The organism is Massilia sp. P1_C10, from assembly GCF_056406475.1.
Map to the genome: position 1 here is coordinate 29757 of NZ_JBFUAC010000001.1, position 26041 is coordinate 55797.

Below are 26041 nucleotides of genomic sequence, written 5' to 3' on the forward strand. Positions count from 1 at the left end.
CAATGACTGAAATTAAAGACAACGACCGCGAAATCCACCTGTTCCGGATGCGCCTGACCGCGGTGGTCGGCTTCGTGTTCGTGTGCTTCGGACTGCTGGTGGCGCGCTTCGTGTGGCTGCAGGTGGTCAAGCACAGCCAGTACATGGCGCAGGCCGAAGACAACCGCATCGCGATCGTGCCGGTGGTGCCGAACCGCGGCCTGATCGTCGACCGCAATGGCGTGGTCCTGGCGCGCAACTACTCGGCCTACACGCTCGAGATCACGCCGTCGAAACTGGAAGCGAGCCTCGAATCGGTGATCGACGAACTGGCCAAGCTGGTCGAGATCGAGCCGAAGGACCGCAAGCGCTTCAAGCGCCTGCTGGAAGAGTCGAAAAGCTTTTCCGGCGTGCCGCTGCGCACCCGCCTGACCGACGACGAAGTGGCGCGCTTCACCGCGCAGCGCTTCCGCTTCCCCGGCGTCGAAGTGCAGGCGCGCCTGTTCCGCCAGTATCCGCTGGGCGAAACCGCGTCGCACGTGATCGGCTACATTGGCCGCATCAACAGCGCCGAAGCGAAAGTGCTCGAGGACGGCGAGGACGCGACCAACTACAACGGCACCGACCATATCGGCAAGGAAGGCCTGGAGAAGAGCTACGAGCGCCAGCTGCACGGCCAGACCGGCTACGAGCAGGTCGAGCGTTCTGCCGGCGGGCGCGCGATCCGCACCTTGTCGCGCACCCCGGCCACGCCCGGCGCCAACCTGATCCTGTCGATCGACATCGAGCTGCAGAAAGTGATCGAGGAAGCGTTCGGCGACTTCCGCGGCTCGCTGGTGGCGATCGAACCGGCGACGGGCGACGTGCTCGCCTACGTGTCGCGCCCGGGCTTCGATCCGAACCTGTTCGTCGACGGCATCGACAGCGCCAACTGGAACGAACTCAATACCTCGCTGGACCGGCCGCTGATGAACCGCGCGCTGTCGGGCACTTATCCGCCCGGCTCGACCTTCAAGCCGTTCATGGCGCTGGCCGCGCTGGAACTGGGCAAGCGCCGGCCGGAGCAGGGCATCAGCGACGCCGGCTTCTTCATGCTGGGCGGGCACCGCTTCAACGACGACAAGAAGGGCGGCCACGGCTACATCGACATGTACCGCTCGATCGTCGTGTCGTGCGACACCTACTATTACCAGCTCGGCAACGAGATGGGCATCGACGCCATCCACGATTTCATGAAGCCGTTCGGCTTCGGCCAGATCACCGGGATCGACCTCGAACACGAAAAGATGGGCATCCTGCCGTCGCAGGAGTGGAAGCGCGACCGCTTCAAGAAGAACCGCGCGGCGCAGAAGTGGGTCGGCGGCGACACCATCTCGATCAGCATCGGCAATGGCTTCAACAGCTACACGCCGATCCAGATGGCGCACGCGGTGGCGACCCTGGCCAACGACGGCGTCGTGATGAAGCCGCATCTGGTCAAGATCATGGAAGACGGCGGCACGCGCGCGCGCACGCTGACGGTGGCCAAGGCAAGCGGGCGCATTCCGCTCAAGCAGGAGAACATCGACATCGTCAAGCACGCCATGGTCGGCGTCATCACCGATCAAAGCGGCACCGGCTACCAGGCGTTCCGCAATGCCGGCTATACGGCCGGCGGCAAGACGGGCACCGCGCAGGTGGTGGGCCTGCGCGGCGGCAAATACAACGCGGCGGCCACGCCCGAACGGCTGCGCGACAATGCGCTGTTCATCGCGTTCGCGCCGGCCGAGAAGCCGCGCATCGCGATTGCGGTCGTGGTCGAGAACGCCGGCTTCGGCGCGACCATTGCCGCGCCGATCGTGCGCAAGGCGCTCGACTACTACCTGCTCGGCAAGCGCCCAGGCGACAAGACCAAGATCCCGGTGCCGGCCGAAGACGCCAACGTGCTGCCGGTGGAAGCGCCGGCGGGTGTCAGCAGCGATTTCAAGCCGGGCGGCGAGACCCCCGGCAACAAGGAGTAAGCGGTGGCGCACTTTCAAGAACGGCGCTCGCTGTGGCGCCGCACCAAGCACTACTTCAACGTGTTCGACCCGGCGCTGGCGCTGATCCTGTTCCTGCTGCTGGCGACCGGCCTGGTCACGCTCAGCTCGGCCGGCATGGATTTCCCCGGCCGCGTCGAAGGACAGATCCGCAATATCGTCCTGGCCTTCATCATCATGTGGATCGCGGCGAACGTGCCGCCGCAAACGCTGATGCGCTTTGCGGTGCCGATCTACACGGTCGGGGTCGGGCTGCTGGTGGCGGTGTTCCTGTTCGGCGTGGTGAAGAAGGGCGCGCGGCGCTGGCTGCACATCGGCTTCGACATCCAGCCGTCCGAGATCATGAAGATCGCGATGCCGCTGATGCTCGCGTGGTACTTCCAGCAGCGTTCCGGCATGCTGCGCTGGCATTCCTTCCTGCTGGCGGCGGTGCTGCTGTTCATCCCGGTCGGCCTGATCGCCAAGCAGCCCGACCTCGGCACCGCGCTGCTGGTGGCGGCGTCCGGCTTCTACGTGATCTTCCTGGCCGGCCTGTCGTGGAAGGCGCTGGTCGGCCTGGTGGCGGCGGTGGGCGCGAGCCTGCCGGTGGCCTGGTCGATGATGCACGACTATCAGCGCGAGCGCGTGATGACGCTGATCGATCCGACTTCCGACCCGCTGGGCAAGGGCTTTCACATCATCCAGTCGACCATCGCGATCGGCTCGGGCGGCGTGATGGGCAAGGGCTACCACAAGGGCACCCAGGCCTACCTGGAGTTCATCCCGGAGCGCACCACCGACTTCATTTTCTCGGTGTACTCGGAGGAGTACGGCCTGGTCGGCAACCTGTTCCTGCTGTTCCTGTACCTGCTGCTGATCGGCCGCGGCCTGATGATCGCGGCGAACGCGCCGACCCTGTTTACGCGCCTTCTGGCCGGCGCGATCACGATGATCTTCTTCACCTATGCCTTCGTCAACATGGGCATGGTCAGCGGCATCCTGCCGGTGGTCGGCGTGCCGCTGCCTTTCATGAGCTACGGCGGCACCGCGCTGTTCACGCTGGGCCTCGGCGCCGGCATCCTGATGAGCATCCAGAAGAACCGCAAGCTGGTGCAGACGTGATGCGGCGCCTGATCGCCACGGCGGCCGCGCTGGCGCTGGCCGGCTGCGCCAGCGCGCCGCGCCAGCAGGCCGCGCCGGCGACATCGGCGCCCGCGCCGCGCGCGCCGGCCGCCGCGCATCCGAAAGCGGTGGACCTGCCGGCGATGCCGGCCGCCGGTTCGGGACGCGGCGGCTACTACCTCGACGACGGACCGGGCGACAATCCGCCGCCGGGCCTGCGCGACGTGCCCGATGCCCTGGTCAAGGCCGAGGTGCTGTCGAAATACGGCAACCGGCCTTACGTCGTGTTCGGGAAAACCTATACGCCGATCACCGGCGACGCGCCGTTCCTCCAGCGCGGCGTGGCGAGCTGGTACGGCAAGAAGTTTCACGGCCAGCGCACTTCGTCGGGCGAACTGTACGACATGTACAAGATGACCGCGGCGCATCCGACCCTGCCGATCCCGTCGTACGCGCGGATCACCAGCGTCGCAACCGGCAAGTCGGTGGTGGTGCGCGTGAACGACCGTGGGCCGTTCCATTCGAGCCGCATTGTCGACGTGTCGTACACGGCGGCGCTGAAACTCGGCCTGCTGGGCAAGGGCAGCCACGAAGTCGAAGTCGAGCGACTGTTCGCAGGCCGGGCGGAACAGCCGGCGCCGATCACCGCGATGGTGATGGAAGAGCGCACGACGCAGGTGAACGAAGCGCGCGTCGACGCGGAACCGCTGGTGCGCCGGCCGACCGACGGGTTCTATCTCCAGCTCGGCGCATTCGGCAAACAGGAAAGCGCCGCCGGCGTGCGCTCCCGCGTGCTCGCATCGGGGGCGGTCGACATGGTGGAAGTGGTGCAGGCCGGCGCGGTGCACCGACTGTACGGCGGGCCGTTCGACAGCCGGGAAGACGCCTTGAAAGCGGCGCGCGCGTTGCCGTCGTCGCTGGGGATCAAGCCGATCGTCGTGCGCCGCAGCGCCGATTGAACCGGCTTACTTGCAGTTAGCGGTTTCGGCCGAAGCGAAGCTGCTGGCGATGTCGTCGATGCGCGCCTTCGCGGCCGCGTCGATCCCGCGGAAGCGGAACTCCACCTTGCCGCCGCCGCGCGAGACGATGCGCGCGCTGTGCACGCCCTGCTTGACGAGGGAGGCCAGCAGCGACTGCGCCGCCGCTTCCGATTTGAACACTCCCAGCGAAATCCCCCACTTCAACGCCGAGCTGTCGGACATGATGAAGTAGTTGGTCACGCCCAGCGCCTTGAGCTCGCCGGCCTTTTTATCGGCCGCTTCCTTGCTGCCCTGCGGCGGGATGTAGACGATGTGGCTTGCGGCGTCGTTTGCCGCGGTGGTTTCGCGCGTCATGCGCTCGCCCAGCCGGAGCGGCGCGACCCGGCTTTCGAAGCGGCGCGCTTCCGCGGCGGCGAGATTGCCCACCGCATAGCAAGCGACTGGCTCCGCCGCTGTCGGCGTATCCACCGGGGCGGGCTCCGGCGGCGGCGCCGCCACCAGCACCAGCTTGCCGGCATTGAGCTGGCTCTTCATGCGCGCCGGCTCGCGTTCATTGCCGCTGAAGTGGCCCAGCATGCCCTGGCTGTACGCGAGCAGCACGGCGTTCACGGCCAGCAGGGACCAGAAGATAAATTTCAGCACGGGCTATTCCCCTGAAGTTGCGGCGGCGTGCAGGCCGACCAGCACGATGTTGTCGACCATGCGAAAGGGCGCCGACAGCGCCGGCGCGATGTAGCGCGCAGCGCCGCCCGACAGCATGCACAGGCTGGCGCCGAGCAGCCGGCACGCGCGTTCGATCGCACCGGCCTGCGCCGACACGCAGCCGGACAGGATCGCGTCGTCGGTGTTGTCGGCGAAGCCGGCCGGCGCCGCGTCGTTGGGCGCGATGTGCGGCAGCTGCGCCGTGTTGCGCGCCAGCGAACTGGCCATCAGGCCGAGCCCCGGCAGGATCATCCCGCCGAGGAAGCTGCCGTCGGCGGCCAGGGCGTCGATGGTGGTGGCGGTGCCGCAGGTGGCCACGACCAGCGGCTGGCCCGGTTCGAGCGCATGCGCGCCGATCGCCGCGGCAAAACGGTCGCAGCCCAGTTGCGCCGGATCGCGGTAGCCGTTGCGCACGCCGGCGCGTTGCGGCACCGAGGCGAACCATTCGCATTCGACTGGCGGGAGCACCTGTTCGAGCGCGGCGCGCACCCTGGCGCCGGCGACGTTGGAGACGATCGCGCGTGTGACCGGGTGTCCCTGCCAGGCGGCGCGCATCGATTCGAATTCGTCATGCATGGCGGCGCCCGAGTCCATCCAGTCGCCCGGGGCCGCGCCGTTCGCGGCCAGCGCCCATTTGATGCGGGTGTTTCCGGCGTCGATCAGCAGCAGCATGTCAGGCGCCCCCCAGGCGCAGCGACACGTCGCCGGCCAGCACGGCGAGGCGGCCGGTGTCGGTGTCGAGCAGCAGGCGGCCGCTGTCGTCGACGCCCACGGCCAGTCCCTGCTGGACGCACGCGCCGTTGTCGAGGATGCGCACCGGCTGGCCGCGCCAGCCATGCAGCGCGTCCCAGCGCGAACGGAAGGCGCCGAAGCCTTCGCGTTCGAATTCGATCATCGCCGCGGCCAGCGCGTCGAGCAGGGCGGCCATCAGTGTGTTGCGGTCCATGCGCGCCAGCCACGGCGCGGTTGCAACGGCGCGGTCGATTTTGGCTTCGAGCCCGCCCGGCATCTGCAGGTTGAGTCCAATGCCGATCACGGCCCAGGTGCCGCCGCCTGGCGCGCCCTGGGTCTCGATCAGGATGCCGGCCAGCTTCTCGCCGTCCTTCAGCACGTCGTTCGGCCACTTCAGCTGCACCGGCACGTCGAACGCGGCGAGCGCCTCGGCCAGCGCGACGCCCACCGCCAACGGCAGGCCGAGCAGCTTCTGCGGCGAACCGTCGAATTTCCAGGCCAGCGAAAAGGTCAGCGAATCGCCCGGCGCCGACAGCCAGCTGCGGCCGGCGCGGCCGCGCCCTGCGGTCTGGTGTTCGGCGATCAGCAGGAGAGGGCGCGCAAGGTGCGCCGCGCGCGCCATCAGGTCGGCGTTGGTCGATCCGGTCTGCGCCACCACTTCGACATCGGCGGCGGCCGCGCGCAGCGCGATGATGGCGGCGGCGTTCACAGCGCGCTCCCGCGCGGCTTGCGCGGCGCCCGGATGAAGGCCTTGTCGTAAAGCGCGTTGGGCAGCGCGCGCAGCAGCTTGGCGACCACGCCCATCTGCCACGGGATCACGCGGTAGCTGTCGCCGGCGGCGATCGCCGCCGCGGCCTTTTCGGCGAAGCGCGCGGCCGGCATCAGGAACGGCATCTTGTACGGGTTGTGCCGGGTCATCGGGGTGTCGATGTAGCCGGGCGCGATGGTGACGACGCGGATGCCGTGCGGCTTGAGTTCGAGGCGCAGCGACTCGCAGTAGCTCAGCACCGCCGCCTTCGACGCGCTGTAGGCGCCGGCGCCCGGCAGGCCGCGGATGCCGGCGACGCTGCCGATGCCCACCAGCGTGCCGCCGTTCGACTTCATGCCGGCGATGAAAGGCGCGAAGGTGGCGACGGTGGCGCTGACGTTGGTGGCGAGGATGATGTCGAACACGGCCAGGTCTTCGGCGTGCTCGGTCAGTGTGCCGGCCGACACGCCGGCATTGGCGATGACGATGTCGGCGCCGCCGGCGCAGGCGATGAAGTCGGCGGCGGCAGCGGCGAGCGCGGCGCGGTCGGTGACGTCGGCTTCATACACACGATGGCGTTCGGGATTGGGCAGGCTTGCGGCGAGTTCCTCGAGCGCGCGGCGGCGGCGCGCCAGCAGACCGAGGGTGGCGCCCTGCGCGGCGTATTCGCGCGCCAGCGCCGCACCCAGGCCGCTGGAGGCGCCGGTGATGAAGACGCGTTGCATGGCGCGCGGGCCTATTTCTTTTCCGCTTTCGCTTTCGCGACGAGGAAATCCATGACCTTCAGCGCGGCCTGCTGCTGCGCTTCCTCGGTCGTTGCGGTCTTGTCGGCTTCGCCGGCGATCGACGGCGCCGTGATGTAGCGGCCGTCGACGGCGACCAGCGGCCACGAGTCGACGCGGTAGGCGCCCATCAGCGTGTTGGCGCGGCGCTGCTTGGCCTGCACGCCGAACGAATTCCACGCCTCGACGAAGCGGGCGCGGTCGATGCCGGCCTTCGCGGCCCAGGCGAATACCTCGTCGTCGGTGCCCAGGCGCAGGCGCTCGATGTGGATCGCGTCGAACGCCTTCTGGTGATACGGATCGAGCATGCCGAGCGCTTCGAGCGTATAGAACAGGCGCTGCTGCGCCGCGATGCCGCTGCTGCCGCCCACGTGCACGCGCTTGAAGACGATGTTCGCGCCCTGCTTCTTTGCCCAGGCGCTGATCAGCGGCTCGAAGCGGTTGCAGTGAGGGCAGTAGTAGGCGAAGAACTCGGTGACCTCGACCTTGTTGCCGGCATCGGTGTTCTGCGCCTCGGGCAGGGTCAGGTAATCGGCGCCGTTCTTGGGCTCCGCGGCGTTGGTGCAGCCGGCCAGGAGGAAGGCGCCAATACACAGCAAGGTCCGGATCAATCGCATCGAATACTCCTGGGTTATTTCTGGTTGCGGACGATAGCGACGTCGATGCCGTTATCGATCAGTTTTGCGCGGGCGCGGTCCCTTGCCTCGACCTGGCTGTACGGGCCGATGCGCACGCGGTGCAGCACGCCGGCGTCGCTGGTGCGGTCGCTGATGGTCGCCTCGAAGCCGAGCAGCGCGAGCTTGGCGCGCGCCGCTTCCGCGTCCGACATTTCACGGAAGGCGCCGGCCTGCAGGAAGTAGACCACCTTGTCGTCGCCGGCCGCTTCGGCGCGGGCCGCCACGACGCGCGCGAGTTCATGCGGCGCCGGCGCTTCGACGGCGGGCGCCGCGACCGGCGCCTTGCCCTCGGCCTTCACGTCGGCCGGATCCTTCAGGCCCGCGATGACTTTTGCCAGCGGGTCGGCGTCGGGCGCCGGCCTGGCCTTCTCGGCGAACTGCTTGTTCGCTTCGCGGGCGGCTTCGCGGCCGCCGTACAGCGGCTTGTTCGGATCGGACACCTGGCCCGGCGTCGGCTCGGCCGTCCTGGCTTTTGCCGTCTTGTCGGTGAACGGCGTGGCGCCCTTGGTGATCGCCAGGGCGACCGCGACCGCGATGGCCAGGCCGACGATCAGGCCGATGATGATTCCGGTGAGGGTATTGCCTTGCTGGCGACGAAGTGTGAGGTGCATTGGTGCCTTCAGGTTGTCTGTCCGGGATCGATTACATCTTGTTCGGCGCCGAAACGCCGATCAGCGCGAGGCCGTTGCGCAGCACCTGGCGGGTGGCGACCATCAGCGCCAGGCGCGCCAGCTTGGTCGCCTCGTCGTCGACCAGCACGCGCTCGGCGTTGTAGTAGCCGTGCAGCTCGCCGGCCAGGTCGCGCAGGTAGAACGCGATCTGGTGCGGGCCCAGCTCGGTCAGCGCGCGCTCGAGCGCTTCCGGATAGTGCGCCAGCGTCGCCAGCAGGGTCGCTTCGCGGGGGGCGGTCAGCGGCGACAGGTCGACGCCGGCCAGCGTCGATTCGTCGCCGTTCCATTGCGCCAGCACCGAGCAGATGCGCGCGTGGGCGTACTGCACGTAGTAGACCGGGTTCTCGTCCGAGTGCTTCAGCGCGACGTCGACGTCGAACACGAATTCGGTGTCGGCCTTGCGGGAGATGAGGAAGAAGCGCACCGCGTCGCGGCCGCGCGCGATGTCGCCGTTGCCCGACCATTCGATCAGGTCGCGCACCGTCACGTAGGAGCCGGCGCGCTTGGAGATCTTCACCTCTTCGCCGTTCTTCATCACCGTGACCATCTTGTGCAGGATGTAGTCGGGATAGCCCTTGGCGATGCCCATGTCCACCGCCTGCAGGCCGGCTCGCACGCGCGCGATGGTGCCGTGGTGGTCGCTGCCCTGGACGTTGATCGCCTGGACGAAGCCGCGCTGCCACTTGACGATGTGGTAGGCCACGTCGGGCACGAAGTAGGTGTAGGTGCCGTCGGATTTGCGCATCACGCGGTCCTTGTCGTCGCCGTAGTCGGTGGTGCGCAGCCACAGCGCGCCGCCTTCTTCGAAGGTGTGGCCGGCCGCGACCAGGGTGTCGACCGCCTTGTTCACTTTGCCGTCCGAGTACAGCGAGGACTCGAGGAAGTAGTTGTCGAACTTGACGCCGAAGGCCTGCAGGTCGATGTCCTGCTCGTTGCGCAGGTAGGTCACGGCGAACGAGCGGATCGAGTCGATGTCCTCGACGTTCTTGCTGGCGGTGGCGGGCTGGCCGTCGCTGGCGGCGACCGTCTTGCCCAGCTTGAAGTCTTCGGCGATGTCGGCGATGTAGTCGCCGTTGTAGGCCGACTCGGGCCATTGCGTGTCGCCGGGGCGGAAGCCCTTCAGGCGCGCCTGCACCGAGTTGGCCAGCGTCTGGATCTGCACGCCGGCGTCGTTGTAGTAGAACTCGCGGGTGACCGCGTAGCCCTGCGACTCGAACAGCGCCGACAGCGCGTCGCCCAGCGCGGCCTGGCGGCCGTGGCCCACGTGCAGCGGGCCGGTCGGGTTGGCCGAGACGAATTCGATGATGACCTTCTTGCCGGCGCCCGCTTCGCTGCGGCCGAACTGCGCGCCCTGGGTCAGGATGGTCGAGACCACCGACTGCTTGGCGCTCGCTGCCACGCGCAGGTTGATGAAGCCCGGGCCGGCGATGTCGGCCGCCTCGATGATGCCTTTGGCAGCGGGATCGGCCAGCAGCGCGGCGACGATCCTGGTCGCCAGTTCGCGCGGGTTCATTTTCAGCTGCTTGGCCAACTGCATCGCGATGTTGCAGGCGATGTCGCCGTGCGCCGGGTCGCGCGGCCGCTCCAGCACCACCGTCGGCGCCAGGTCGGTGCCGGCGGTCAGTGGGGCGAGGGCGGCCTGGAACAGGGCGACGATTTCGAGTTTTTGTTGGGCGAGCATGTGCTGGTATTCTGTCAGAGTGAAAAAACGGTGGCCGGGCCACGGGCAAACAGTGCCCATTATACTGGTTTGAAGCTGTGGGGAATATGTTGCCCATGATACAGTTTTGAGCGATTTAGTTGTCAAAATGTATCGTATTTAACGTGCCGCAAGCCGTAGCCGTTACAATTGGCGCCTTTATATAGTGGGCGCCGCGGCGCCCGCGCCTCACGCAAAGATCACCATGACCGCCAAGCGCCCAACGCTCTCCATCAAACCTTCAGCGCCGAAGCCGGCGCCGCGCGTGCGCGCCAGCTATGAGGTCAAGCCGGTGCTGCAGCCCGGCTACCTGCCGCAGCTGAAGGCCGACTCGCTGGCGCTGGCGCTGCTGGGCGCGGCCAATGCGGTGTCGCAGGTGCGCGCCGGCGTGACCCTGCCGCAGGCTTTGACCACCGCGTTCGGCGTGACCCAGGCCACGCCGCAGACGCGCGGCGCGATCCAGGACATCGCCTATCGGACCATGCGCCAGCTGGGACGCAGCGAAGTCCTGCTTGGCCTGATGACGTCGAAGGCGCCGGAGCCGCCGATGCTCGCAAGCCTGCTGTGCTGCGCGCTGGCGCTGATCGACACGCCCGACGGCGCCAAGCCGCCGTACGAAGAATTCACCGTGGTCGACCAGACCGTGACGGTCGCCTCGTCGCATCCCGACATGGCGCACGCGAAGGGCATGGTCAACGCGGTGCTGCGCCGCTTCCTGCGCGAGCGCGCGGAGCTGGTCAAGACCGCGCTGCAGGATCCGGTGGCGATGTGGAACTACCCGCAGTGGTGGATCGACACGGCGAAGGCAGCCTATCCGAACGACTGGCAGGCGATCCTCGCGGCCGGCAACGAGCAGCCGCCACTGACCTTGCGCGTCAACGTGCGCAAGACCACCGTGGAGGCGTATTTACAAACCTTGCAGGACGCCGGCATCGGCGCGAGCCGCATCGGCCCGTCCGCCGTACGGCTCGACAAGGCGATCGGCGTGACCCTGATTCCCGGCTTCGACGAGGGCCTATGCTCGGTGCAGGACGCCGGCGCCCAGCTGGCCGCGCCGCTGCTCGACGTTCATGACGGCATGCGCGTGCTCGACGCCTGCGCCGCCCCGGGCGGCAAGACCGGCCACGTGCTGGAACTGGCCGACGTCGAGCTGACCGCGATCGATTCGGATCCGAAGCGCCTGGTGCGGGTCGAAGAGAACCTGCAGCGCCTTGGCCTGAGCGCCACGCTCAAGGCCTTCGAAGCGCAGACCAGGGTGTGGTGGGACGGCGAGCCGTTCGACCGCATCCTGGCCGACGTGCCGTGCACCGCGTCCGGCATCGTGCGGCGCCACCCCGACATCCGCTGGCTGCGGCGCAAGGGCGACGCGCTCCAACTTGCAACACTTTCATCCAAAATTCTCGACAACCTTTGGCAGATGCTGCGGCCCAATGGTAAATTGCTGTTCGTGACCTGCTCGCTATGGCCCCAGGAATCGGAGGCGCAAGCGGCGGCATTCGCTGCACGCCACGGCGCGATTCGACTCGCGGCGCCCGGCCAGCTGCTTCCCACCGGAGGCGCCGAGGAGGACCACGACGGTTTGTTCTACGCCCTGTTTCAGAAAGGCGCGGCGTAACGGGTCTTTGACCATGCGATGTTTTTTTAAGGTTTCGGCCCACTTGTGACAACCCGATTTTTTCGACTCCTCGCCTGCCAGCTGCTGCTGTTGTTCGCGTGCGCTCAGGCGCTGGCGGCCGACGCGGTCGATATCGTGCATGCGCATATCGAGTCGAGCGAAGACGGATACAAGCTGGCCGCGAGCTTCGCGTTCGACCTCAATCACGACCTCGAGGACGCGCTCCAGCACGGCGTCAAGCTGCACTTCACCACCGAGATCGAACTGACCCGCCCGCGCTGGTACTGGTACGACGAAAAGGCGGTGGCGACGCGCCAGACCCTGATGATTTCATATGACGCGCTGCTGCGCCGCTTCAACGTGCGCGCGCTGGGCAGCGTCCAGCAAAGCTTCCAGACCCTCGACGAGGCGCTGCTGCTGATCCGCCGGCCAAGCCGCTGGGTCATCGCGCCGCGCGGCGCGCTCAAGCCGGGCGAGACCTACAACGTCAGCGTGCGCATGTTCATGGACCGCGCCTTCCTCGAAAAGCCGCTGCAGGTCAACGCCCTGAACAACGCCGGCTGGCAGCTCAGCTCCGGGAAGAAGTACTTCACCTACAGGGCGGAGTAAGCGGTGAAACAGGCCTTGCGGTATGGCTTGATCGTCGGCGGCGCGATCGTCAGCATCCTGCTGTTCCTGCTCGCCACCGCCTCCGAGAACTCGGGCTTCCTCGATCGCTATTATTCCTGGCTGCTTGGACTGAACACCGCCGTCGCCATGGCGTTGCTGATCTTCGTGGTGGTCGCGCTGGGACGCCTGTACGCGCGCTACCGCGCCGGCAAATTCGGCTCGCGCCTGATGGCGCGCCTGGTGCTGCTGTTCGCCATGATCGGCATCCTGCCCGGCGTGGTGATCTTCATGGTGTCGGCGCGCTTCGTGTCGCACTCGATCGACTCGTGGTTCGACGTCAAGATCGAAGCGGCGCTTAAGTCGGGACTCGACCTGGGCGTCGCCGCGCTCGACCAGGCGCTGTCCGAACTTGGCGCCACCACGCAAACTGCCAGCGCCACGCTGGCAGGGCAGGACGGGCCGGCGTCGCAGGCGATCCTGAACCGCATCGTCAGCGAGCAGGACGGCATCCAGAGCGCGATGCTGGTCGACGCCGACGGCAAGCTGCTGGTGGCCGCCTCCGACGACAAGAACGCCAACATGGCGGCCGACTTGCCGACGCCGGCGATGATCAAGCAGGCCATGATGCCGAGCGGGTTCATGCAGTCCGAAGGCGGCATCGAGCGCGATTTCAACGAGGCGGCGGCCAGCGCGTCCGACGGCCTCGACGCCGCCACCGGCCTGCGCATGCGCGCCGTGATGGCGGTTCCCGAGCCGCCCGGCACCGCGCCGCACTTCCTGCAGCTGGTGCAGTCGGTGCCGGTCAACCTGGCCACCAACGCCGAAGTGCTGCGCAACGCCTCGGCCGAATACAAATCGCGCTTCGTGGCCCGGTCGGGCCTGCGCAAGATGTACATCACGACGCTGTCGCTGACGCTGCTGCTGGCGATCTTCGGCGCCGTCGCCAGCGGCTTCCTGATCGCGTCGAACCTGGCTGCGCCGCTGCTGGTGCTGGCCGAAGGCACGCGCGCGGTGGCCGAGGGCGACCTGTCGCCGCGCCCGATCGTCGAGACCTCCGACGAACTGGGCACGCTGACCCAGTCGTTCAACGCCATGACCGGCCAGCTGTTCGAAGCGCGCAGCGCGGTCGAGCGCAACCGCGCCGCGCTGCAAAGCGCCAAGGTCCACCTCGAGTCGGTGCTGGCCAATATGTCGGCCGGCGTGATCGTGCTCGACACCGACTTCAATGTGGTCAACGCCAACGACGCCGCCGACCGCATCCTTTTGAGCGAGGCCGGCGCGCACCTCGGCCGCGGGCTGTCCGAAATCGAGGGCCTGGAAGTGTTCGCCGGCGCCGTCACGCGCGCCTTCTCGGCGCAGAGCGCGCAGTCGGCCGCCGGCAGCGCGCGCCAGCGCACCCACTGGCAGCAGGAGATCGAGATCCCGCGCCGCGCCGGTACCGCGGACGACCACGACATCATGCTGCTGGCGCGCGGCTCGCGCCTGCCGGTCGGCGCCGGCAGCGGCTACCTGGTGGTGTTCGACGATATCTCGGACGTGATCTCGGCCCAGCGCTCGGTCGCCTGGGGAGAGGTGGCGCGCCGGCTGGCGCACGAAATCAAGAACCCGCTGACGCCGATCCAGCTGTCGGCCGAACGCCTGCAGATGAAGCTCGAGGGCCACCTGACCGGGGCCGACGCCGACCTGCTCCATCGCAGCACAAGCACCATCGTCAACCAGGTCGACGCGATGAAGCGCATGGTCGACGACTTCCGCGACTACGCCAAGGCGCCGCCGGCGGTGCTGCAGCGGCTCGACCTGAACCGCCTGATCGGCGACATCCTCGACCTGTACCTGGCCGGCGACGAGAGCGACATCATTCACGTTGCGCTGGCGCCGGACCTGCCGGCGGTGATGGGCGACGCGACCCAACTGCGCCAGGTGATCCACAACCTGCTGCAGAATGCGCAGGACGCGATGGGCGAGCGCCCGGCCGACGCGCCGCCCGCGCGCATCGACCTGACCACCGAGGCGATCTACTACCAGAACGCCGAGGGCGGGCAGGGCACCGCGGTGCGCCTGGCGATCATCGACAACGGGCCGGGCTTTGCGCCGCGCATCCTGTCGCGCGCGTTCGAGCCGTACGTGACGTCGAAGGCGCGCGGCACCGGACTGGGGCTGCCGATGGTGAAAAAAATCGTCGATGAACACGGTGGCCGCATCGACATCCAGAACAGGCAGGACGGATCCGGCGCGTCGGTCCTGATTTTGCTGTTAAAGTTAGCGCCTGAGAATGGAAATATGGCGTAAACGTTACTGCAACCATACAATCGCACTTAGAATACCGTTAATCGACCGCTGCGCCGCGCGCATCCGGGGGGCGTGAAATCAGAGAAGGCATACACACAGATGGCAAACATTCTCGTAGTTGATGATGAAATGGGCATCCGCGAGCTGCTCTCGGAGATCCTGGGCGACGAAGGCCACGCGATCCAGCTCGCCGAAAACGCCCAGCAGGCGCGCGACGCGCGCAATGCCGGCGCGCCGGACCTGGTGCTGCTCGATATCTGGATGCCCGACACCGACGGCGTCACCCTGCTCAAGGAGTGGCAGCGCGACGGCCTGCTGACCATGCCGGTCATCATGATGTCGGGCCATGCGACGATCGACACCGCGGTCGAGGCGACCCGCATCGGCGCGCTCAACTTCCTCGAAAAGCCGATCGCGCTGCAAAAGCTGCTCAAGGCGGTCCAGCAGGGTCTGACCCGCGCGCAGGAAGCGCCGCGCGCGCCGGTCGCGGCGGCGCGCCCGATGATGGCGCCGCAGGCCGAGGAGAGCGTCGCGCCGTCGGCGATGTTCGCCGCGCAGTCGCTGCAATCGTCCGGCATCGCGCCGCGCATGGGCGGCCTGCCGAACGGCGGTGAGGCGCAGGGCCACAACCTCAGTTTCGACCTGCCGCTGCGTGAAGCGCGCGACGCATTCGAGCGCATGTACTTCGAGCACCACCTGGGGCGCGAAGGCGGCAGCATGACGCGCGTGGCCGAGAAGACCGGCCTCGAACGCACCCACCTGTACCGCAAGCTCAAGCAGCTCGGCGTCGAGCCGGGCAAGCTGGCCAAAAAAGGCGGATGACCGGCGCCGCCGCGCCGGCCCGGGTGATCACCACGCTGGTCACCGGCGCCGACGCCGGCGCGCGCGAGCGGCTGATCGCCGATCAACTGACGTCCGCCACGCACTGCGCCACCGCCGTCCTGCTCGAGGGCCTGCCGGACGGTCACACCATCCTCGTCCCTTCCGCCACGCTGTGGCTGGAACGCATCGCGCCCGGTTGCCTGTGCTGCACCGGCAATCTCGTTTTACGTGTAACATTAAATCGTCTCCTGCGGCGTCGGCCCGAACGGCTGTATATCGGTCTGGCAACAACGGAGCACCTTGATCAGTTGAGATCGTGGCTGGAGCAATCGCCATACGATCAGCTGTTGGAACTGACGCCGGACCTGCACCCTTGAAATCGGACCGGCCAGCCCCACTTCATCACTGAAGGCGGAGCGGAAAGTCAGCCTGCTTAACCGTCTGATCGAGAGGAGTCACCATGAACATGATCTACAACAGCGAGCAGTACAGCGTCGTCGAGTTCGGCGTCGACCATAATCTCGAAGCCTTGCGTTTTGGCGGGTACGAGATCGTCGACAAGTCCGGCCGGCGCGAAGCGTTTATCGGCGGCAAGCTCGCGCAGTCGTTCCGGCGCGACGTCAACAACCTGATCGCGAGCGAACCGACGATGGAAGAGATCGACGACTTTCTCGGCTCCTACGATTCGCTGATGAGCCAGCCTGTGCTGCTGCACTGATCAGCGCTCCCTGTCTCGGCAAACCCGGGGACTAGGCGTCCCCGTCGCCCCGGCGGACCTGACCCCGTTCTTTTGCACCGCATATGGTAAGCTCGATACCATGTGCCAACTCCTCGGAATGAACTGCAATGTCCCGACCGACATTGTCTTCAGCTTTACCGGCTTCGCCAAGCGCGGCGGCCACACCGACACCCACCATGACGGCTGGGGCATCGCATTTTTCGAAGGCGCCGGCGTGCGCCATTTCGTCGATCACCAGGCCGCAGTCGAATCGCCGATCGCTGAGCTGATCAAGAATTATCCGATCAAATCGAAAAACGTCATCGCCCACATCCGCAAGGCGACGCAGGGCCATGTCGCGCTCGAAAACTGCCACCCGTTCGTGCGCGAATTGTGGGGCCGCTACTGGGTGTTCGCCCACAACGGCGACCTGAAGGAATTCGCACCCGCGCTCGACGGCCCGTTCCGCCCGGTCGGCAACACCGACAGCGAACTGGCGTTCTGTTATCTGCTGCAACAGTTGCGCGCGCGTTTCGGCGACACCGCGCCGGCGCTGGGCCCCTTGCGCGCGGCACTGGCCGAGCTGGTGGCCGGCATCGCCGCGCACGGCGCCTTCAACCTGATGCTGTCGGACGGCTCGGCGCTGTTCGCGCACTGCTCGACCCGGCTGTGCTACGTGGTGCGCCAATACCCGTTCGTCACGGCCAAGCTGTCGGACGAAGACGTCAGCGTCGATTTCTCCGAAGTCACCACGCCGGAAGACCGGGTCGCGATCATCGTCACCGAGCCGCTGACGACCAACGAAACCTGGACCGAATTCCGGCCCGGCGAACTGAAAGTGTTCGTCGATGGGGCGCCATTGCCGTAAAGTTTGTCAAAAGCACAGAATATCTTTGCTTGCTCGATGACAAAAATTCACCAACGCAAGAGAATAAGGTAAAGTACCTGCATTCTCCCGTTCCTGCGACGACTGCGATGACCGACTACGCCAGCACTTCCCACGCTTTGAAAGAATTCGGCGCGCGCGACTTCTACCTGGGGCGCCAGCCTATCCTGGACCGCAACCAGGCGTTGTTCGGCTACGAGCTGCTGTTCCGCGGATCGGCGGCCGGGGCGGCGAACATCGCCAGCGGCCTGTCGGCCACCGCCGGCGTCATCGCCCACGCGGGCCAGCTCGGGCTCGAGAAGGTGATCGGCGACGCGCAGGGCTTCCTCAACGTCGACGCCGACGTCATCATGAGCGACATCTTCGTGTTCCTCCCGCGCGAGAAAGTGGTGCTGGAAGTGGTCGACAGCGTCGACGCCAGCGACGCGCTGCTGGACCGGATGGCACAGCTCAAGGGCCACGGCTTCCGTTTCGCGCTCGGCGACGTCGGCGCGGTTACTCCGAATTTCGAACGCCTGCTGCCCGTGGCCGACTTCGTCAAGATCGACACCAGCGCGATGGCGCCGTCGGAACTGCTGCGGCTCGCGCCGGAACTGAAGCGCGACGGCAAGCGCCTGGTGGCCGAGAAGGTCGAGACGCGCGGAGAATACGATCACTGCCGCGAACTGGGCTTCGACTACTTCCAGGGCTACTACTTCGCCAAGCCGCTGGTGATCGGCGGACGCAAGCTGACGCCGTCGCAAATGGCGATCACGAACCTGATGTCGCTGGTGACGTCCGACGCCGAAAACATCGAGATCGAACGCGCGGTCAAGAACGACGTGACGCTGGCGCTGAACCTGGTGCGGCTGGTGAACACGCCGGCGGTCGGCATGCGCCAGAAAATCGACTCGGTCAGCCAGGCGCTGATCGTGCTGGGGCGGCGCCAGTTGCAGCGCTGGCTGCAGATCATGCTGTACGCCGACCCGGCGCAGCGCCATCACAGCGCCTCGCCGCTGCTGATGCTGGCCACCACGCGCGGACGCCTGCTCGAGCTGCTGGCCAAGCGGCTGCGCCCGAGCCAGCGCAACGTCGCCGAAGCGGCCTTCACGGTCGGCATCATGTCGCTGATGGACGCGCTGTTCGGCATGACGATGGAAGACATCGTGGCGCAGATCCCGGTGGTCGACGAAGTGTCGGCGGCGCTGGTGCACCGCACCGGCTTCTTCGGCGAGCTGCTCAAGCTTGCCGAGTCGATCGAGCAGATGGAAGGCAGCGACGACCTGGTGCTGCCGACCCTCAAACAGCTGGCCATCTCCAGCGACGAGCTGGTGCAGTTCGAAGTCGACGCGTACGCGTGGAGCGACAACGTGGTGCGCTACGCTATTTAGGCCTGCCGTACGAGCCTTCGCTGGTACGACGTTCCCTTGAAAGTGGTGACAAATGTAATGGGCCAGGCCGCGTGCCGCCCGCTACACTTGCGTCACTGTCTACACGGGGATCGCCGCCATGGCTTCTGTTCTTCTCAAAGTTTCACACCTGACCAAATCGTACGGCGCCCGGCGCGCGGTCGATGACGTCTCGTTCAACGTGCAGGCCGGCCAGACGGTCGGCCTGATCGGCCCGAACGGCGCCGGAAAATCGTCCACCGTCAGCATGATCTGCGGCCTGCTGCGTGCCGACGCCGGCAGCGTCGAACTCGATGGCGAGGCGGTCACGCAAGGGCAGTCCGGCGCCAAGCGCAAGATCGGTTTCGTGCCGCAGGACCTGGCGCTGTACGACGATATTTCGGCGCGCGAAAACCTCAAGCTGTTCGCCGCGCTGTACGGCATCCGCGGCGCCGACGCGAAGAAACGCTGCGACGACGTGCTGGCGCTGGTTAACCTGCTCGACCGCGCCGGCGACAAGCCCGCGACGTTCTCTGGCGGGATGAAGCGGCGCCTGAACATCGCTGCGGCGCTGATGCACGACCCGCAGCTGCTGATCCTCGACGAGCCCACCGTCGGGGTCGACCCTCAGAGCCGCAACGCCATCTTCGACACGCTCGAACAGTTGAAGCGCATGGGCCGCTCGCTGATCTACACCAGCCACTACATGGAAGAAGTCGAGCGGCTGGCCGACCACATCGTCATCATCGACCACGGCAAGGTGCTGGCCGACGAAAGCCCGGCCGCGCTGCACCGCCGCCTGCCGGCGCAGGCCGCGCTGCGCATCGAACTGCACGAGGCGGCGCCGCAGATCCTGCTCGATGGCGTGCGCGCGATGCACGGCGTGACGTCGGCGAGCAGCGAAGGAGGGCGGCTCGACATCATGCTGGCGTCGACCGATTCCGCGCTGCCGGTGATGGGCTACCTGGAACGCCAGGGCGTGCGCCCGCTGCACTTCGCCACCGCGCAGACCAAGCTCGAAGACATTTTCCTCAACCTGACCGGGCGCTCGCTGCGCGACTGACATGACCGCATTCCTCGCACTCGTACGCAAAGACCTGATCCTGTTCCTGTCCGACCGGCGCGCGCTGCTGGTCAACCTGGTGTTGCCGATCCTGATCGCGACCTTCTTCGGCTACCTGTTCGGCGGCTCCGGCCCGGCCAAGGGCGGCGCCATCGACGTCGCTCTGGTCCAGCAGGACAGCGGCGAAGTTGGCGCCAAGGTCGCCGCGGCGCTGCGGGCCGACACCGCGCTGCACATCACCGACATGGACGCGGCTGCGGCGCGCGAAGCGGTCGGCAAGGGCAAGCAGAAGGCGGCGATCATCATCCCCGCGGGCTTCGGCGAAGCGGCCGGCGCGGCGCTGTTCGGCTCCGGCGAGAAGCCGCGCATCGACGTGCTGTACGACCCGTCGCAGCAAGCGGTGCTGGCGATGGTCAAGGGCCTGCTGACGCAGCAGGTGATGCAGGTGGTGAGCGCCGAGATGTTCGGCGGGCAGAGCGGCAAGGCATTCACCGACAAGAGCATCGCGCAGCTGGAGCAGAACGATTCGTCCGATCCGGCGCTCAAGGATTTTCTCGGCAGCCTGAAGAAATTCCAGGCGCGCCCGGAAGTGCGGAAGACGGGCGGGGCATCCGGGGGAGGGCTGTCGATGCCGTTCACGACGAGCGACCAGCAGGTCACGTCGGGCCGGGTGAAGGAAGGCTACAACGGCTACGCGCATTCGTTCGCCGGCATGGGCGTGCAGTTCATCCTGTTCATGGGCGTGAACATGGGGATCGAGATATTGCTGGCGCGCCGCAGCGGCATCTGGAGCCGGCTGCTGGCCGCGCCGGTGACCCTGACCACGGTGCTGCTGGCGCGCGCCGCGTCGGCGGCGATCATCTCGGTGGTGCTGCTGTGCGTGATGTTCGGCTTCGCGGTCGCGGTGTTCGGCGTCCACATCGCCAACCTGGCCGGCTTCCTTGGCGTCGCGGTCTGCTTCGGCATGCTGACGGCCAGCTTCGGGCTGCTGATCGCGGCGTTCGGCAAGACACCGGAAGCGGCGCGCGGCATCGCAGTGTTTGCGACGCTGATCATGGTGATGCTGGGCGGTGCCTGGGTGCCTTCGTTCATGTTCCCGGACTGGGTTCAGAAGATCACGGTGGCGGTGCCGACGCGCTGGGCGATCGACGGACTGGACGCGATGACGTGGCGCGGGTTGGGGATGGACGCGGCCGGCATGGCGATGGCGGCGGAGCTGGGATTCGCGCTGTTGTTCGCGGCGCTGGCGCTGACCAAATTCCGGCGCGACCAGCATTGAGTATGGGGTCAGGTCCGCCGGACCTGACCCCGCACCTGCTTACAGGTTGGGCGCGAGCCAGCTTTCCATCTGCGATACGTCGACGCCGCGCCGCGCCGACATGTCGGCCAACTGGTCGGCGCCGATCTTGCCGACCACGAAGTACTTCGAGTCCGGGTGCGCGAGGTAGAAGCCGGACACCGCGGCCCCCGGCGACATCGCGTACGACTCGGTCAGCGTCATGCCGATTTCCTCCGGCTGCAGCACCTTCCACATATCGGCCTTGACCGTGTGCTCCGGGCACGCCGGGTAGCCTGGCGCCGGACGGATGCCGGAATACGCTTCGCCGATCAGCGCTTCGTTACTCAGGTCTTCGCCCGTCGCATAGCCCCACAGGTCGGTGCGCACGCGCTCGTGCAGGTATTCGGCGAACGCTTCCGCGAGGCGGTCGGCCAGCGACTTGAGCATGATCGACGAGTAGTCGTCGTGCGCGTCCTCGAAGCGCTTCTCGTGCTTCTCGATTCCCAGCCCGGCCGTCACGGCGAACATGCCGATGTAGTCCTGCACGCCCGAGTCCTTGGGCGCGATGAAGTCGGACAGGCACTGGTTCGGCCGCTGCACGCCGTCGACCTTCGGCTTGACGCCCTGCTGGCGCAGGCCGTACCAGGTCAGCGCGACGTCGCTGCGCGATTCGTCGGTGTAGACCTCGATGTCGTCGTCGTTGACGCTGTTCGCCGGCAGCAGCGAGATGACGCCGTTCGCCGTCAGCCAGCGTCCTTCGATAATCTTCTTGAGCAGCTCCTGGCCTTCCTCGAACACCTTGGACGCCGCCTCGCCGACGACCGGGTCGGTCAGGATCGCCGGATACGGGCCGGCCAGGTCCCAGGTCTGGAAGAACGGGCCCCAGTCGATGTAGCGCGCCAGCACGGCCAGGTCGACGTTCTTGATCACGCGGCGGCCGATGAACTTCGGCTTGACCGGCGCGAACGGCAGCCTGGCCTTGTTGGCGCGCGCCTCGGCAAGCGGCAGGATCGGCAGCGCTTTCTTGTTGGCGTGCTGCTCGCGGATGCGCACGTAGTCCTGCGCGATGTCGTCGATGTACTGCTCGCGCGTTTCGGGCGTCAGCAGCGCCTGCGCCACCGACACCGAGCGCGACGCGTCAGGCACGTACACCACCGGGCCCTCGTAGTTGTGCGCGATCTTCACCGCGGTGTGCGCGCGGCTGGTGGTGGCGCCGCCGATCAGCAGCGGAATTTTCAGCATGCGGAAATGCGGGTCGCGCTGCATCTCTTTGGCCACGTGCGCCATCTCTTCGAGCGACGGCGTGATCAGGCCGGACAGGCCGACCATGTCCGCGTTCTCCACCTTGGCGCGCGCCAGGATCTCGGAGCAGGGCACCATCACGCCCATGTTCACCACTTCGAAGTTATTGCATTGCAGGACCACCGAAACGATGTTCTTGCCGATGTCGTGGACGTCGCCCTTGACGGTGGCGATGACGATCTTGCCCTTCGGCTTGGCGACGATCCCGGTGCGCTGCTCTTCGAGCTTCTTCTCTTCTTCGATGAACGGGATCAGGTGGGCCACGGCCTGCTTCATCACGCGCGCCGACTTGACCACCTGCGGCAGGAACATCTTCCCTTGGCCGAACAGGTCGCCGACGACGTTCATGCCGTCCATCAGCGGGCCTTCGATCACGTGGATCGGGCGCCCGCCCGACGCCAGCAATTCCTGGCGCGCTTCCTCGGTGTCCTCGACGATCCACTGCGTGATGCCGTGCACCAGCGCGTGCGACAGGCGCTGCTGCACCGTGCCCTCGCGCCAGGCCAGGTTCTGCGCGTCCTGCTTGTCGCCGGCCTTGAGCGTGCCGGCGATCTCGATCATGCGCTCGGTGGCGTCGTCGCGGCGGTTCAGCACCACGTCCTCGGTGCGCTCGCGCAGTTCGGCCGGGATGTCGTCGTAGACGCCCATCATGCCGGCGTTGACGATACCCATTGTCATGCCGGCCTTGATCGCGTGGTACAGGAACACGGTGTGGATCGCTTCGCGCGCCGGGTCGTTGCCGCGGAACGAGAACGACACGTTCGACACGCCGCCCGACACGTGCGCGTGCGGCAGGTTCTGCTTGATCCAGCGCGTGGCATTGATGAAGTCCACCGCGTAGTTGTTGTGCTCTTCGATGCCGGTGGCGATGGCGAAGATGTTCGGGTCGAAGATGATGTCTTCGGGCGGGAAGCCGACCTGCTGCGTCAGCACGTCGTAGGCGCGCTTGCAGATTTCGGTCTTGCGCTCGAAGGTGTCGGCCTGGCCCTGCTCGTCGAAAGCCATGACGATGACGGCGGCGCCGTAGCGGCGGCACAGGCGGGCCTGGCGGATGAATTCTTCCTCGCCTTCCTTCATCGAGATCGAGTTGACGATGGCCTTGCCCTGCACGCACTTGAGGCCCGCCTCGATCACCGACCACTTCGACGAGTCGATCATGATCGGCACGCGCGAGATGTCCGGCTCGGACGCGATCAGGTTGAGGAAGCGCGTCATCGCGGCGACCGAGTCGAGCATCGCCTCGTCCATGTTGATGTCGATGACCTGCGCGCCGTTTTCCACCTGCTGGCGCGCGACCGACAGCGCCTCGTCGAACTGCTCGTTGAGGATCATGCGCGCGAACGCTTTCGAGCCGGTGACGTTGGTGCGCTCGCCGATGTTGACGAACAGCGAATCGGCGTCGACCGTGAACGGCTCGAGGCCGGACAGGCGCAGCGCGACCGGCGCCACCGGCACTTCGCGCGGCTTGGTCGCGGCCAGCATGCCGGCGATCGCGGCGATGTGCTCCGGCGTGGTGCCGCAGCAGCCGCCGGCGATGTTGATGAAGCCGGCGTCGGCGAATTCGCGCAGCAGCGACGAGGTGTCGGCCGGCAGTTCGTCGAAGCCGGTGTCGCTCATCGGGTTGGGCAGGCCGGCGTTCGGGTAGATGCAGACGAAGGTGTCGGCGATCTGCGACAACTCCTCGGCATAAGGGCGCATCAGCGCCGCGCCGAGGGCGCAATTGAGGCCGATCGTCAGCGGCTTGGCGTGGCGCACCGAGTTCCAGAAGGCCGGCACGGTCTGGCCGGACAGGATGCGGCCGGAGGCGTCGGTAACGGTCCCGGAGATCATCAGCGGCAGGCGCGCCATTGCCGGGTGCTGTTCGTAATACAGGTCGATCGCGAACAGCGCGGCCTTGCAGTTGAGGGTGTCGAAGATGGTCTCGACCAGCAGCACGTCGGCGCCGCCGTCGACCAGGCCGCGCACCTGCTCGTGGTAGGCCGCGACCAGCTGGTCGAAGGTGACGTTGCGCGCGGCCGGGTCGTTGACGTCGGGCGAAATCGACGCGGTCTTCGGCGTCGGCCCGAGCGCGCCGGCGACGAAGCGTGGCTTGTCGGCGCTGCTGTATTTGTCGCAGGCGGCGCGCGCCAGCCTGGCGGCGGCGACGTTCATCTCGTAGGCGAGGTGGCCCATGTGATAGTCGTCCTGGGCGATGCTGGTGGCGCCGAAGGTGTTGGTCTCGATCAGGTCGGCGCCGGCAGCGAGGTAGCGCTCGTGGATCTCCTGGATGATGTGCGGCTGCGTCAGCGTCAGCAGCTCGTTGTTCCCCTTGACGAACAGCTCGCGCGCACCGCTGCCGACAGGCGCCGCGAAGTCGGCGAAGCGCTCGCCGCGGTACTCCGCCTCGCCCAGTTTGTACTGCTGGATGATCGTGCCCATCGCGCCGTCGAGGATCATGATCCGCCGTGCGAGAATCTCGCGCAGCTGGGTGTCGGTCTGCGAAACGGCGGCGTTGGTGGCAATGATCATGCTTGGGCTTTCGATGGGGAGGAGAGGAGCGCAGTGCCATAAAATTATACGGCATCAATCCATTTTGGTTTTCCCGCGGCCTCTTCCTGCCTTTGCGCGGCCGGATACCGGTTTCGTTGACCTGTGTATGTATCGTTCTGTATCTACAGGGCGATTGTTACATAACGATACAATTACCGATTGGTTAGCAATCTTTCCGATACAAGCTGGTAACAAAATCATTGAACGGGTTGGCCGCAGTGCCGCCCCCTCTTATTGATTTCGTATCGGAAGGCAACATGAACAAAGAATTTGCACAGGATTGGGAAGCACCCACTTCAGCCCTCGAGTCGCGCTCGGCCGCGCCGAAAAACAACGTGGTGGCGCTCAAGCAGATCGTCACGATCCGCCTCGACACCGACATGCTGGACTGGTTCAAGGGTGCGGGGCCGGGGTACCAGACGCGGATCAACCAGATCCTGCGGCAGTACATGGCCGATCATCGCGATGAGGCCACAGCGCAGGTCAATTAAGTAAAGAGGGACTGTTTCGCTAGTCGAAACAGAGTTCCGCCAAGGGAAACCCTTTGAGGAATTCGGCGGCCGGCAGGCGCTTGCCGCCAGGCTTTTGCAGTTCGGTCAGGCGCAAGGTGCCGCTCTTGCAGGCCACCACGATGCCGTGCGTGGCGTCGGCCGCCAGCACCTGGCCCGGCAGCGCGCGGCTGTCGGCATCCAATACTTCCGCGCCCCAGATCTTGATGGTCACGCCGTGCACCAGCGCCTGCGCGCCCGGGAACGGGTTGAAGGCGCGGATCTTGCGCCCCAGTTCCTGCGCCGACAAATTGAAATCGAGGCGCGCTTCTTCCTTGCCGATCTTGGCCGCGTAGGTCACGCCGGCCGCCGGCTGCGGCACCGCTTCGAGCGGCCCCTGTTCCATTTTGCGCAAGGCGGCGACGATCATGTCGGCGCCCAGCGCGGCCAGCGTATCGTGCAGGCTGGCGGTGGTGTCGGCAGCCTGGATCGCGACGCGCTCGATCGCCAGCATCGGGCCGGTGTCCAGGCCTTCTTCCATCTGCATGATCGTCACCCCCGTCTCAAGATCGCCCGCTTCGATCGCGCGGTGGATCGGCGCGGCGCCGCGCCAGCGCGGCAGCAGCGAGCCATGGATGTTGATACAGGGTCTGATGTCGAGCGTGCTGCGCGGCAGGATCAGGCCGTAGGCCGCCACCACCATCACGTCGTAATCGGTCGCCAGCAGGCGCGCGTGGGCGGCGCGCGCTTCCTCGGCGCGCTGCGGGTCGGCGCTGTCCTGGCGCAGCGACAGCGGCTGAAGCACTTCGATGCCGTGCGCCAGCGCGAACTGCTTGACGGCGGAGGCGTGCAATTGCAGGCCGCGGCCGGCGGGGCGGTCGGGCTGGGTCAGCACCAGCGGGATCTCGAAGCCGGCCGCGTGCAGTTTGGCCAGCGCCTGCGCGGCGAACTCCGGCGTGCCGGCGAAGACGATTTTCATCGGGGG

The 26041-nt window shown here is 66.7% G+C and carries 23 protein-coding genes; 14 read left to right on the forward strand and 9 right to left on the reverse strand.

Going from position 1 to position 26041, the window contains the following annotated elements:
- The first annotated feature begins 2 nt into the window (after positions 1 to 2).
- From mrdA to AC1D02_RS00185, 3 genes are read left to right on the forward strand one after another with little or no spacing between them, the layout of a single operon-like run.
- Positions 3 to 1979 carry a penicillin-binding protein 2 gene (gene mrdA, locus AC1D02_RS00175; protein ID WP_477312475.1) on the forward strand — a complete coding sequence of 659 codons (1977 nt, stop codon included), beginning with the start codon at positions 3 to 5 and terminating at the stop codon, positions 1977 to 1979.
- Positions 1980 to 1982: 3 nt separating this feature from the next.
- Positions 1983 to 3098, forward strand: coding sequence for a rod shape-determining protein RodA (gene rodA / locus AC1D02_RS00180; RefSeq protein WP_477312477.1), 1116 nt, complete (start codon positions 1983 to 1985; stop codon positions 3096 to 3098).
- On the forward strand, positions 3098 to 4057 hold the full coding sequence (locus AC1D02_RS00185) for a septal ring lytic transglycosylase RlpA family protein (RefSeq protein ID WP_477313956.1): 960 nt from the start codon (positions 3098 to 3100) through the stop codon (positions 4055 to 4057). Before rodA ends, AC1D02_RS00185 begins: the two co-directional genes overlap by 1 nt.
- Before the next feature lie 6 nt (positions 4058 to 4063).
- Here the strand turns inward: AC1D02_RS00185 and AC1D02_RS00190 are convergent, their stop codons facing one another.
- Genes AC1D02_RS00190 through argS form a run of 7 tightly spaced genes read right to left on the reverse strand, consistent with a single transcriptional unit; the run spans position 4064 to position 10071 of the window.
- Positions 4064 to 4720, reverse strand: coding sequence for an SPOR domain-containing protein (locus AC1D02_RS00190; protein WP_477312479.1), 657 nt, complete (start codon positions 4718 to 4720; stop codon positions 4064 to 4066).
- Between the two features lie 3 nt (positions 4721 to 4723).
- Positions 4724 to 5452, reverse strand: a complete 729-nt coding sequence (locus AC1D02_RS00195) for a type III pantothenate kinase (protein WP_477312481.1) — start codon at positions 5450 to 5452, stop codon at positions 4724 to 4726.
- A gap of 1 nt (position 5453) precedes the next feature.
- Entirely contained in the window at positions 5454 to 6221 is a 768-nt protein-coding gene (locus tag AC1D02_RS00200; RefSeq protein WP_477312483.1) for a biotin--[acetyl-CoA-carboxylase] ligase, read from the reverse strand.
- Positions 6218 to 6985: an SDR family oxidoreductase gene (locus tag AC1D02_RS00205; RefSeq protein ID WP_477312485.1), complete on the reverse strand. Its 768-nt coding sequence runs from the start codon at positions 6983 to 6985 to the stop codon at positions 6218 to 6220. Before AC1D02_RS00205 ends, AC1D02_RS00200 begins: the two co-directional genes overlap by 4 nt.
- Before the next feature lie 11 nt (positions 6986 to 6996).
- Positions 6997 to 7659: a thiol:disulfide interchange protein DsbA/DsbL gene (locus AC1D02_RS00210; protein WP_477312487.1), complete on the reverse strand. Its 663-nt coding sequence runs from the start codon at positions 7657 to 7659 to the stop codon at positions 6997 to 6999.
- Positions 7660 to 7673: 14 nt separating this feature from the next.
- Positions 7674 to 8330 (reverse strand): SPOR domain-containing protein, encoded by a 657-nt coding sequence (locus AC1D02_RS00215; protein WP_477312489.1) that lies wholly within the window; start codon positions 8328 to 8330, stop codon positions 7674 to 7676.
- A gap of 31 nt (positions 8331 to 8361) precedes the next feature.
- A complete protein-coding gene (gene argS, locus AC1D02_RS00220; protein ID WP_477312491.1) occupies positions 8362 to 10071 on the reverse strand; it encodes an arginine--tRNA ligase in 1710 nt (569 codons plus the stop codon).
- Positions 10072 to 10294: 223 nt separating this feature from the next.
- Here argS and rsmB point away from each other — a divergent pair, with 223 nt between their 5' ends.
- From rsmB to AC1D02_RS00270, 10 genes are all read left to right on the forward strand, one after another.
- Positions 10295 to 11704, forward strand: a complete 1410-nt coding sequence (gene rsmB / locus AC1D02_RS00225; RefSeq protein WP_477312493.1) for a 16S rRNA (cytosine(967)-C(5))-methyltransferase RsmB — start codon at positions 10295 to 10297, stop codon at positions 11702 to 11704.
- Between the two features lie 45 nt (positions 11705 to 11749).
- A complete protein-coding gene (locus AC1D02_RS00230) occupies positions 11750 to 12313 on the forward strand; it encodes a DUF4390 domain-containing protein (protein WP_477312495.1) in 564 nt (187 codons plus the stop codon).
- Between the two features lie 3 nt (positions 12314 to 12316).
- Positions 12317 to 14602, forward strand: coding sequence for a sensor histidine kinase (locus AC1D02_RS00235; protein ID WP_477312497.1), 2286 nt, complete (start codon positions 12317 to 12319; stop codon positions 14600 to 14602).
- Positions 14603 to 14701: 99 nt separating this feature from the next.
- Positions 14702 to 15424, forward strand: coding sequence for a response regulator (locus tag AC1D02_RS00240; protein WP_477312499.1), 723 nt, complete (start codon positions 14702 to 14704; stop codon positions 15422 to 15424).
- On the forward strand, positions 15421 to 15801 hold the full coding sequence (locus tag AC1D02_RS00245) for a GTPase (protein WP_477312501.1): 381 nt from the start codon (positions 15421 to 15423) through the stop codon (positions 15799 to 15801). The genes AC1D02_RS00240 and AC1D02_RS00245 overlap by 4 nt, the downstream gene beginning before the upstream one ends.
- Positions 15802 to 15884: 83 nt before the next feature.
- Positions 15885 to 16142, forward strand: coding sequence for a BTH_I0359 family protein (locus AC1D02_RS00250; protein ID WP_054266260.1), 258 nt, complete (start codon positions 15885 to 15887; stop codon positions 16140 to 16142).
- Between the two features lie 100 nt (positions 16143 to 16242).
- Entirely contained in the window at positions 16243 to 17010 is a 768-nt protein-coding gene (locus tag AC1D02_RS00255) for a class II glutamine amidotransferase (RefSeq protein ID WP_477312503.1), read from the forward strand.
- 107 nt (positions 17011 to 17117) lie between these two features.
- A complete protein-coding gene (locus AC1D02_RS00260; RefSeq protein ID WP_477312505.1) occupies positions 17118 to 18398 on the forward strand; it encodes an EAL and HDOD domain-containing protein in 1281 nt (426 codons plus the stop codon).
- Positions 18399 to 18516: 118 nt separating this feature from the next.
- Entirely contained in the window at positions 18517 to 19458 is a 942-nt protein-coding gene (locus tag AC1D02_RS00265) for an ABC transporter ATP-binding protein (protein ID WP_477312507.1), read from the forward strand.
- Position 19459: 1 nt separating this feature from the next.
- Positions 19460 to 20737, forward strand: a complete 1278-nt coding sequence (locus AC1D02_RS00270; protein WP_477312509.1) for an ABC transporter permease — start codon at positions 19460 to 19462, stop codon at positions 20735 to 20737.
- A 39-nt stretch (positions 20738 to 20776) separates the two neighbouring features.
- Here AC1D02_RS00270 and metH read toward each other — a convergent pair whose 3' ends face one another.
- Positions 20777 to 24547 (reverse strand): methionine synthase, encoded by a 3771-nt coding sequence (metH, locus tag AC1D02_RS00275; RefSeq protein ID WP_477312511.1) that lies wholly within the window; start codon positions 24545 to 24547, stop codon positions 20777 to 20779.
- Positions 24548 to 24825: 278 nt separating this feature from the next.
- On the opposite strand from metH, the gene AC1D02_RS00280 reads away from it, so the two are divergent.
- A complete protein-coding gene (locus tag AC1D02_RS00280) occupies positions 24826 to 25059 on the forward strand; it encodes a BrnA antitoxin family protein (RefSeq protein WP_477312513.1) in 234 nt (77 codons plus the stop codon).
- 19 nt (positions 25060 to 25078) lie between these two features.
- Here the strand turns inward: AC1D02_RS00280 and fmt are convergent, their stop codons facing one another.
- Positions 25079 to 26035: a methionyl-tRNA formyltransferase gene (gene fmt, locus AC1D02_RS00285; RefSeq protein WP_477312515.1), complete on the reverse strand. Its 957-nt coding sequence runs from the start codon at positions 26033 to 26035 to the stop codon at positions 25079 to 25081.
- Positions 26036 to 26041 lie beyond the last annotated feature (6 nt).

Bases quoted from the DNA above. Each gene is read 5' to 3' on its own strand.
- mrdA (WP_477312475.1), top strand. From the start codon at position 3: ATGACTGAAATTAAAGACAACGACCGCGAAATCCACCTGTTCCGGATG.
- rsmB (WP_477312493.1), top strand. From the start codon at position 10,295: ATGACCGCCAAGCGCCCAACGCTCTCCATCAAACCTTCAGCGCCGAAG.
- AC1D02_RS00240 (WP_477312499.1), top strand. From the start codon at position 14,702: ATGGCAAACATTCTCGTAGTTGATGATGAAATGGGCATCCGCGAGCTG.
- AC1D02_RS00185 (WP_477313956.1), top strand. From the start codon at position 3,098: ATGCGGCGCCTGATCGCCACGGCGGCCGCGCTGGCGCTGGCCGGCTGC.
- AC1D02_RS00265 (WP_477312507.1), top strand. From the start codon at position 18,517: ATGGCTTCTGTTCTTCTCAAAGTTTCACACCTGACCAAATCGTACGGC.
- AC1D02_RS00195 (WP_477312481.1), bottom strand. From the start codon at position 5,452: ATGCTGCTGCTGATCGACGCCGGAAACACCCGCATCAAATGGGCGCTG.
- AC1D02_RS00250 (WP_054266260.1), top strand. From the start codon at position 15,885: ATGAACATGATCTACAACAGCGAGCAGTACAGCGTCGTCGAGTTCGGC.
- AC1D02_RS00260 (WP_477312505.1), top strand. From the start codon at position 17,118: ATGACCGACTACGCCAGCACTTCCCACGCTTTGAAAGAATTCGGCGCG.
- AC1D02_RS00270 (WP_477312509.1), top strand. From the start codon at position 19,460: ATGACCGCATTCCTCGCACTCGTACGCAAAGACCTGATCCTGTTCCTG.
- argS (WP_477312491.1), bottom strand. From the start codon at position 10,071: ATGCTCGCCCAACAAAAACTCGAAATCGTCGCCCTGTTCCAGGCCGCC.
- AC1D02_RS00280 (WP_477312513.1), top strand. From the start codon at position 24,826: ATGAACAAAGAATTTGCACAGGATTGGGAAGCACCCACTTCAGCCCTC.
- AC1D02_RS00245 (WP_477312501.1), top strand. From the start codon at position 15,421: ATGACCGGCGCCGCCGCGCCGGCCCGGGTGATCACCACGCTGGTCACC.
- metH (WP_477312511.1), bottom strand. From the start codon at position 24,547: ATGATCATTGCCACCAACGCCGCCGTTTCGCAGACCGACACCCAGCTG.
- AC1D02_RS00255 (WP_477312503.1), top strand. From the start codon at position 16,243: ATGTGCCAACTCCTCGGAATGAACTGCAATGTCCCGACCGACATTGTC.
- AC1D02_RS00205 (WP_477312485.1), bottom strand. From the start codon at position 6,985: ATGCAACGCGTCTTCATCACCGGCGCCTCCAGCGGCCTGGGTGCGGCG.
- AC1D02_RS00210 (WP_477312487.1), bottom strand. From the start codon at position 7,659: ATGCGATTGATCCGGACCTTGCTGTGTATTGGCGCCTTCCTCCTGGCC.
- fmt (WP_477312515.1), bottom strand. From the start codon at position 26,035: ATGAAAATCGTCTTCGCCGGCACGCCGGAGTTCGCCGCGCAGGCGCTG.
- AC1D02_RS00215 (WP_477312489.1), bottom strand. From the start codon at position 8,330: ATGCACCTCACACTTCGTCGCCAGCAAGGCAATACCCTCACCGGAATC.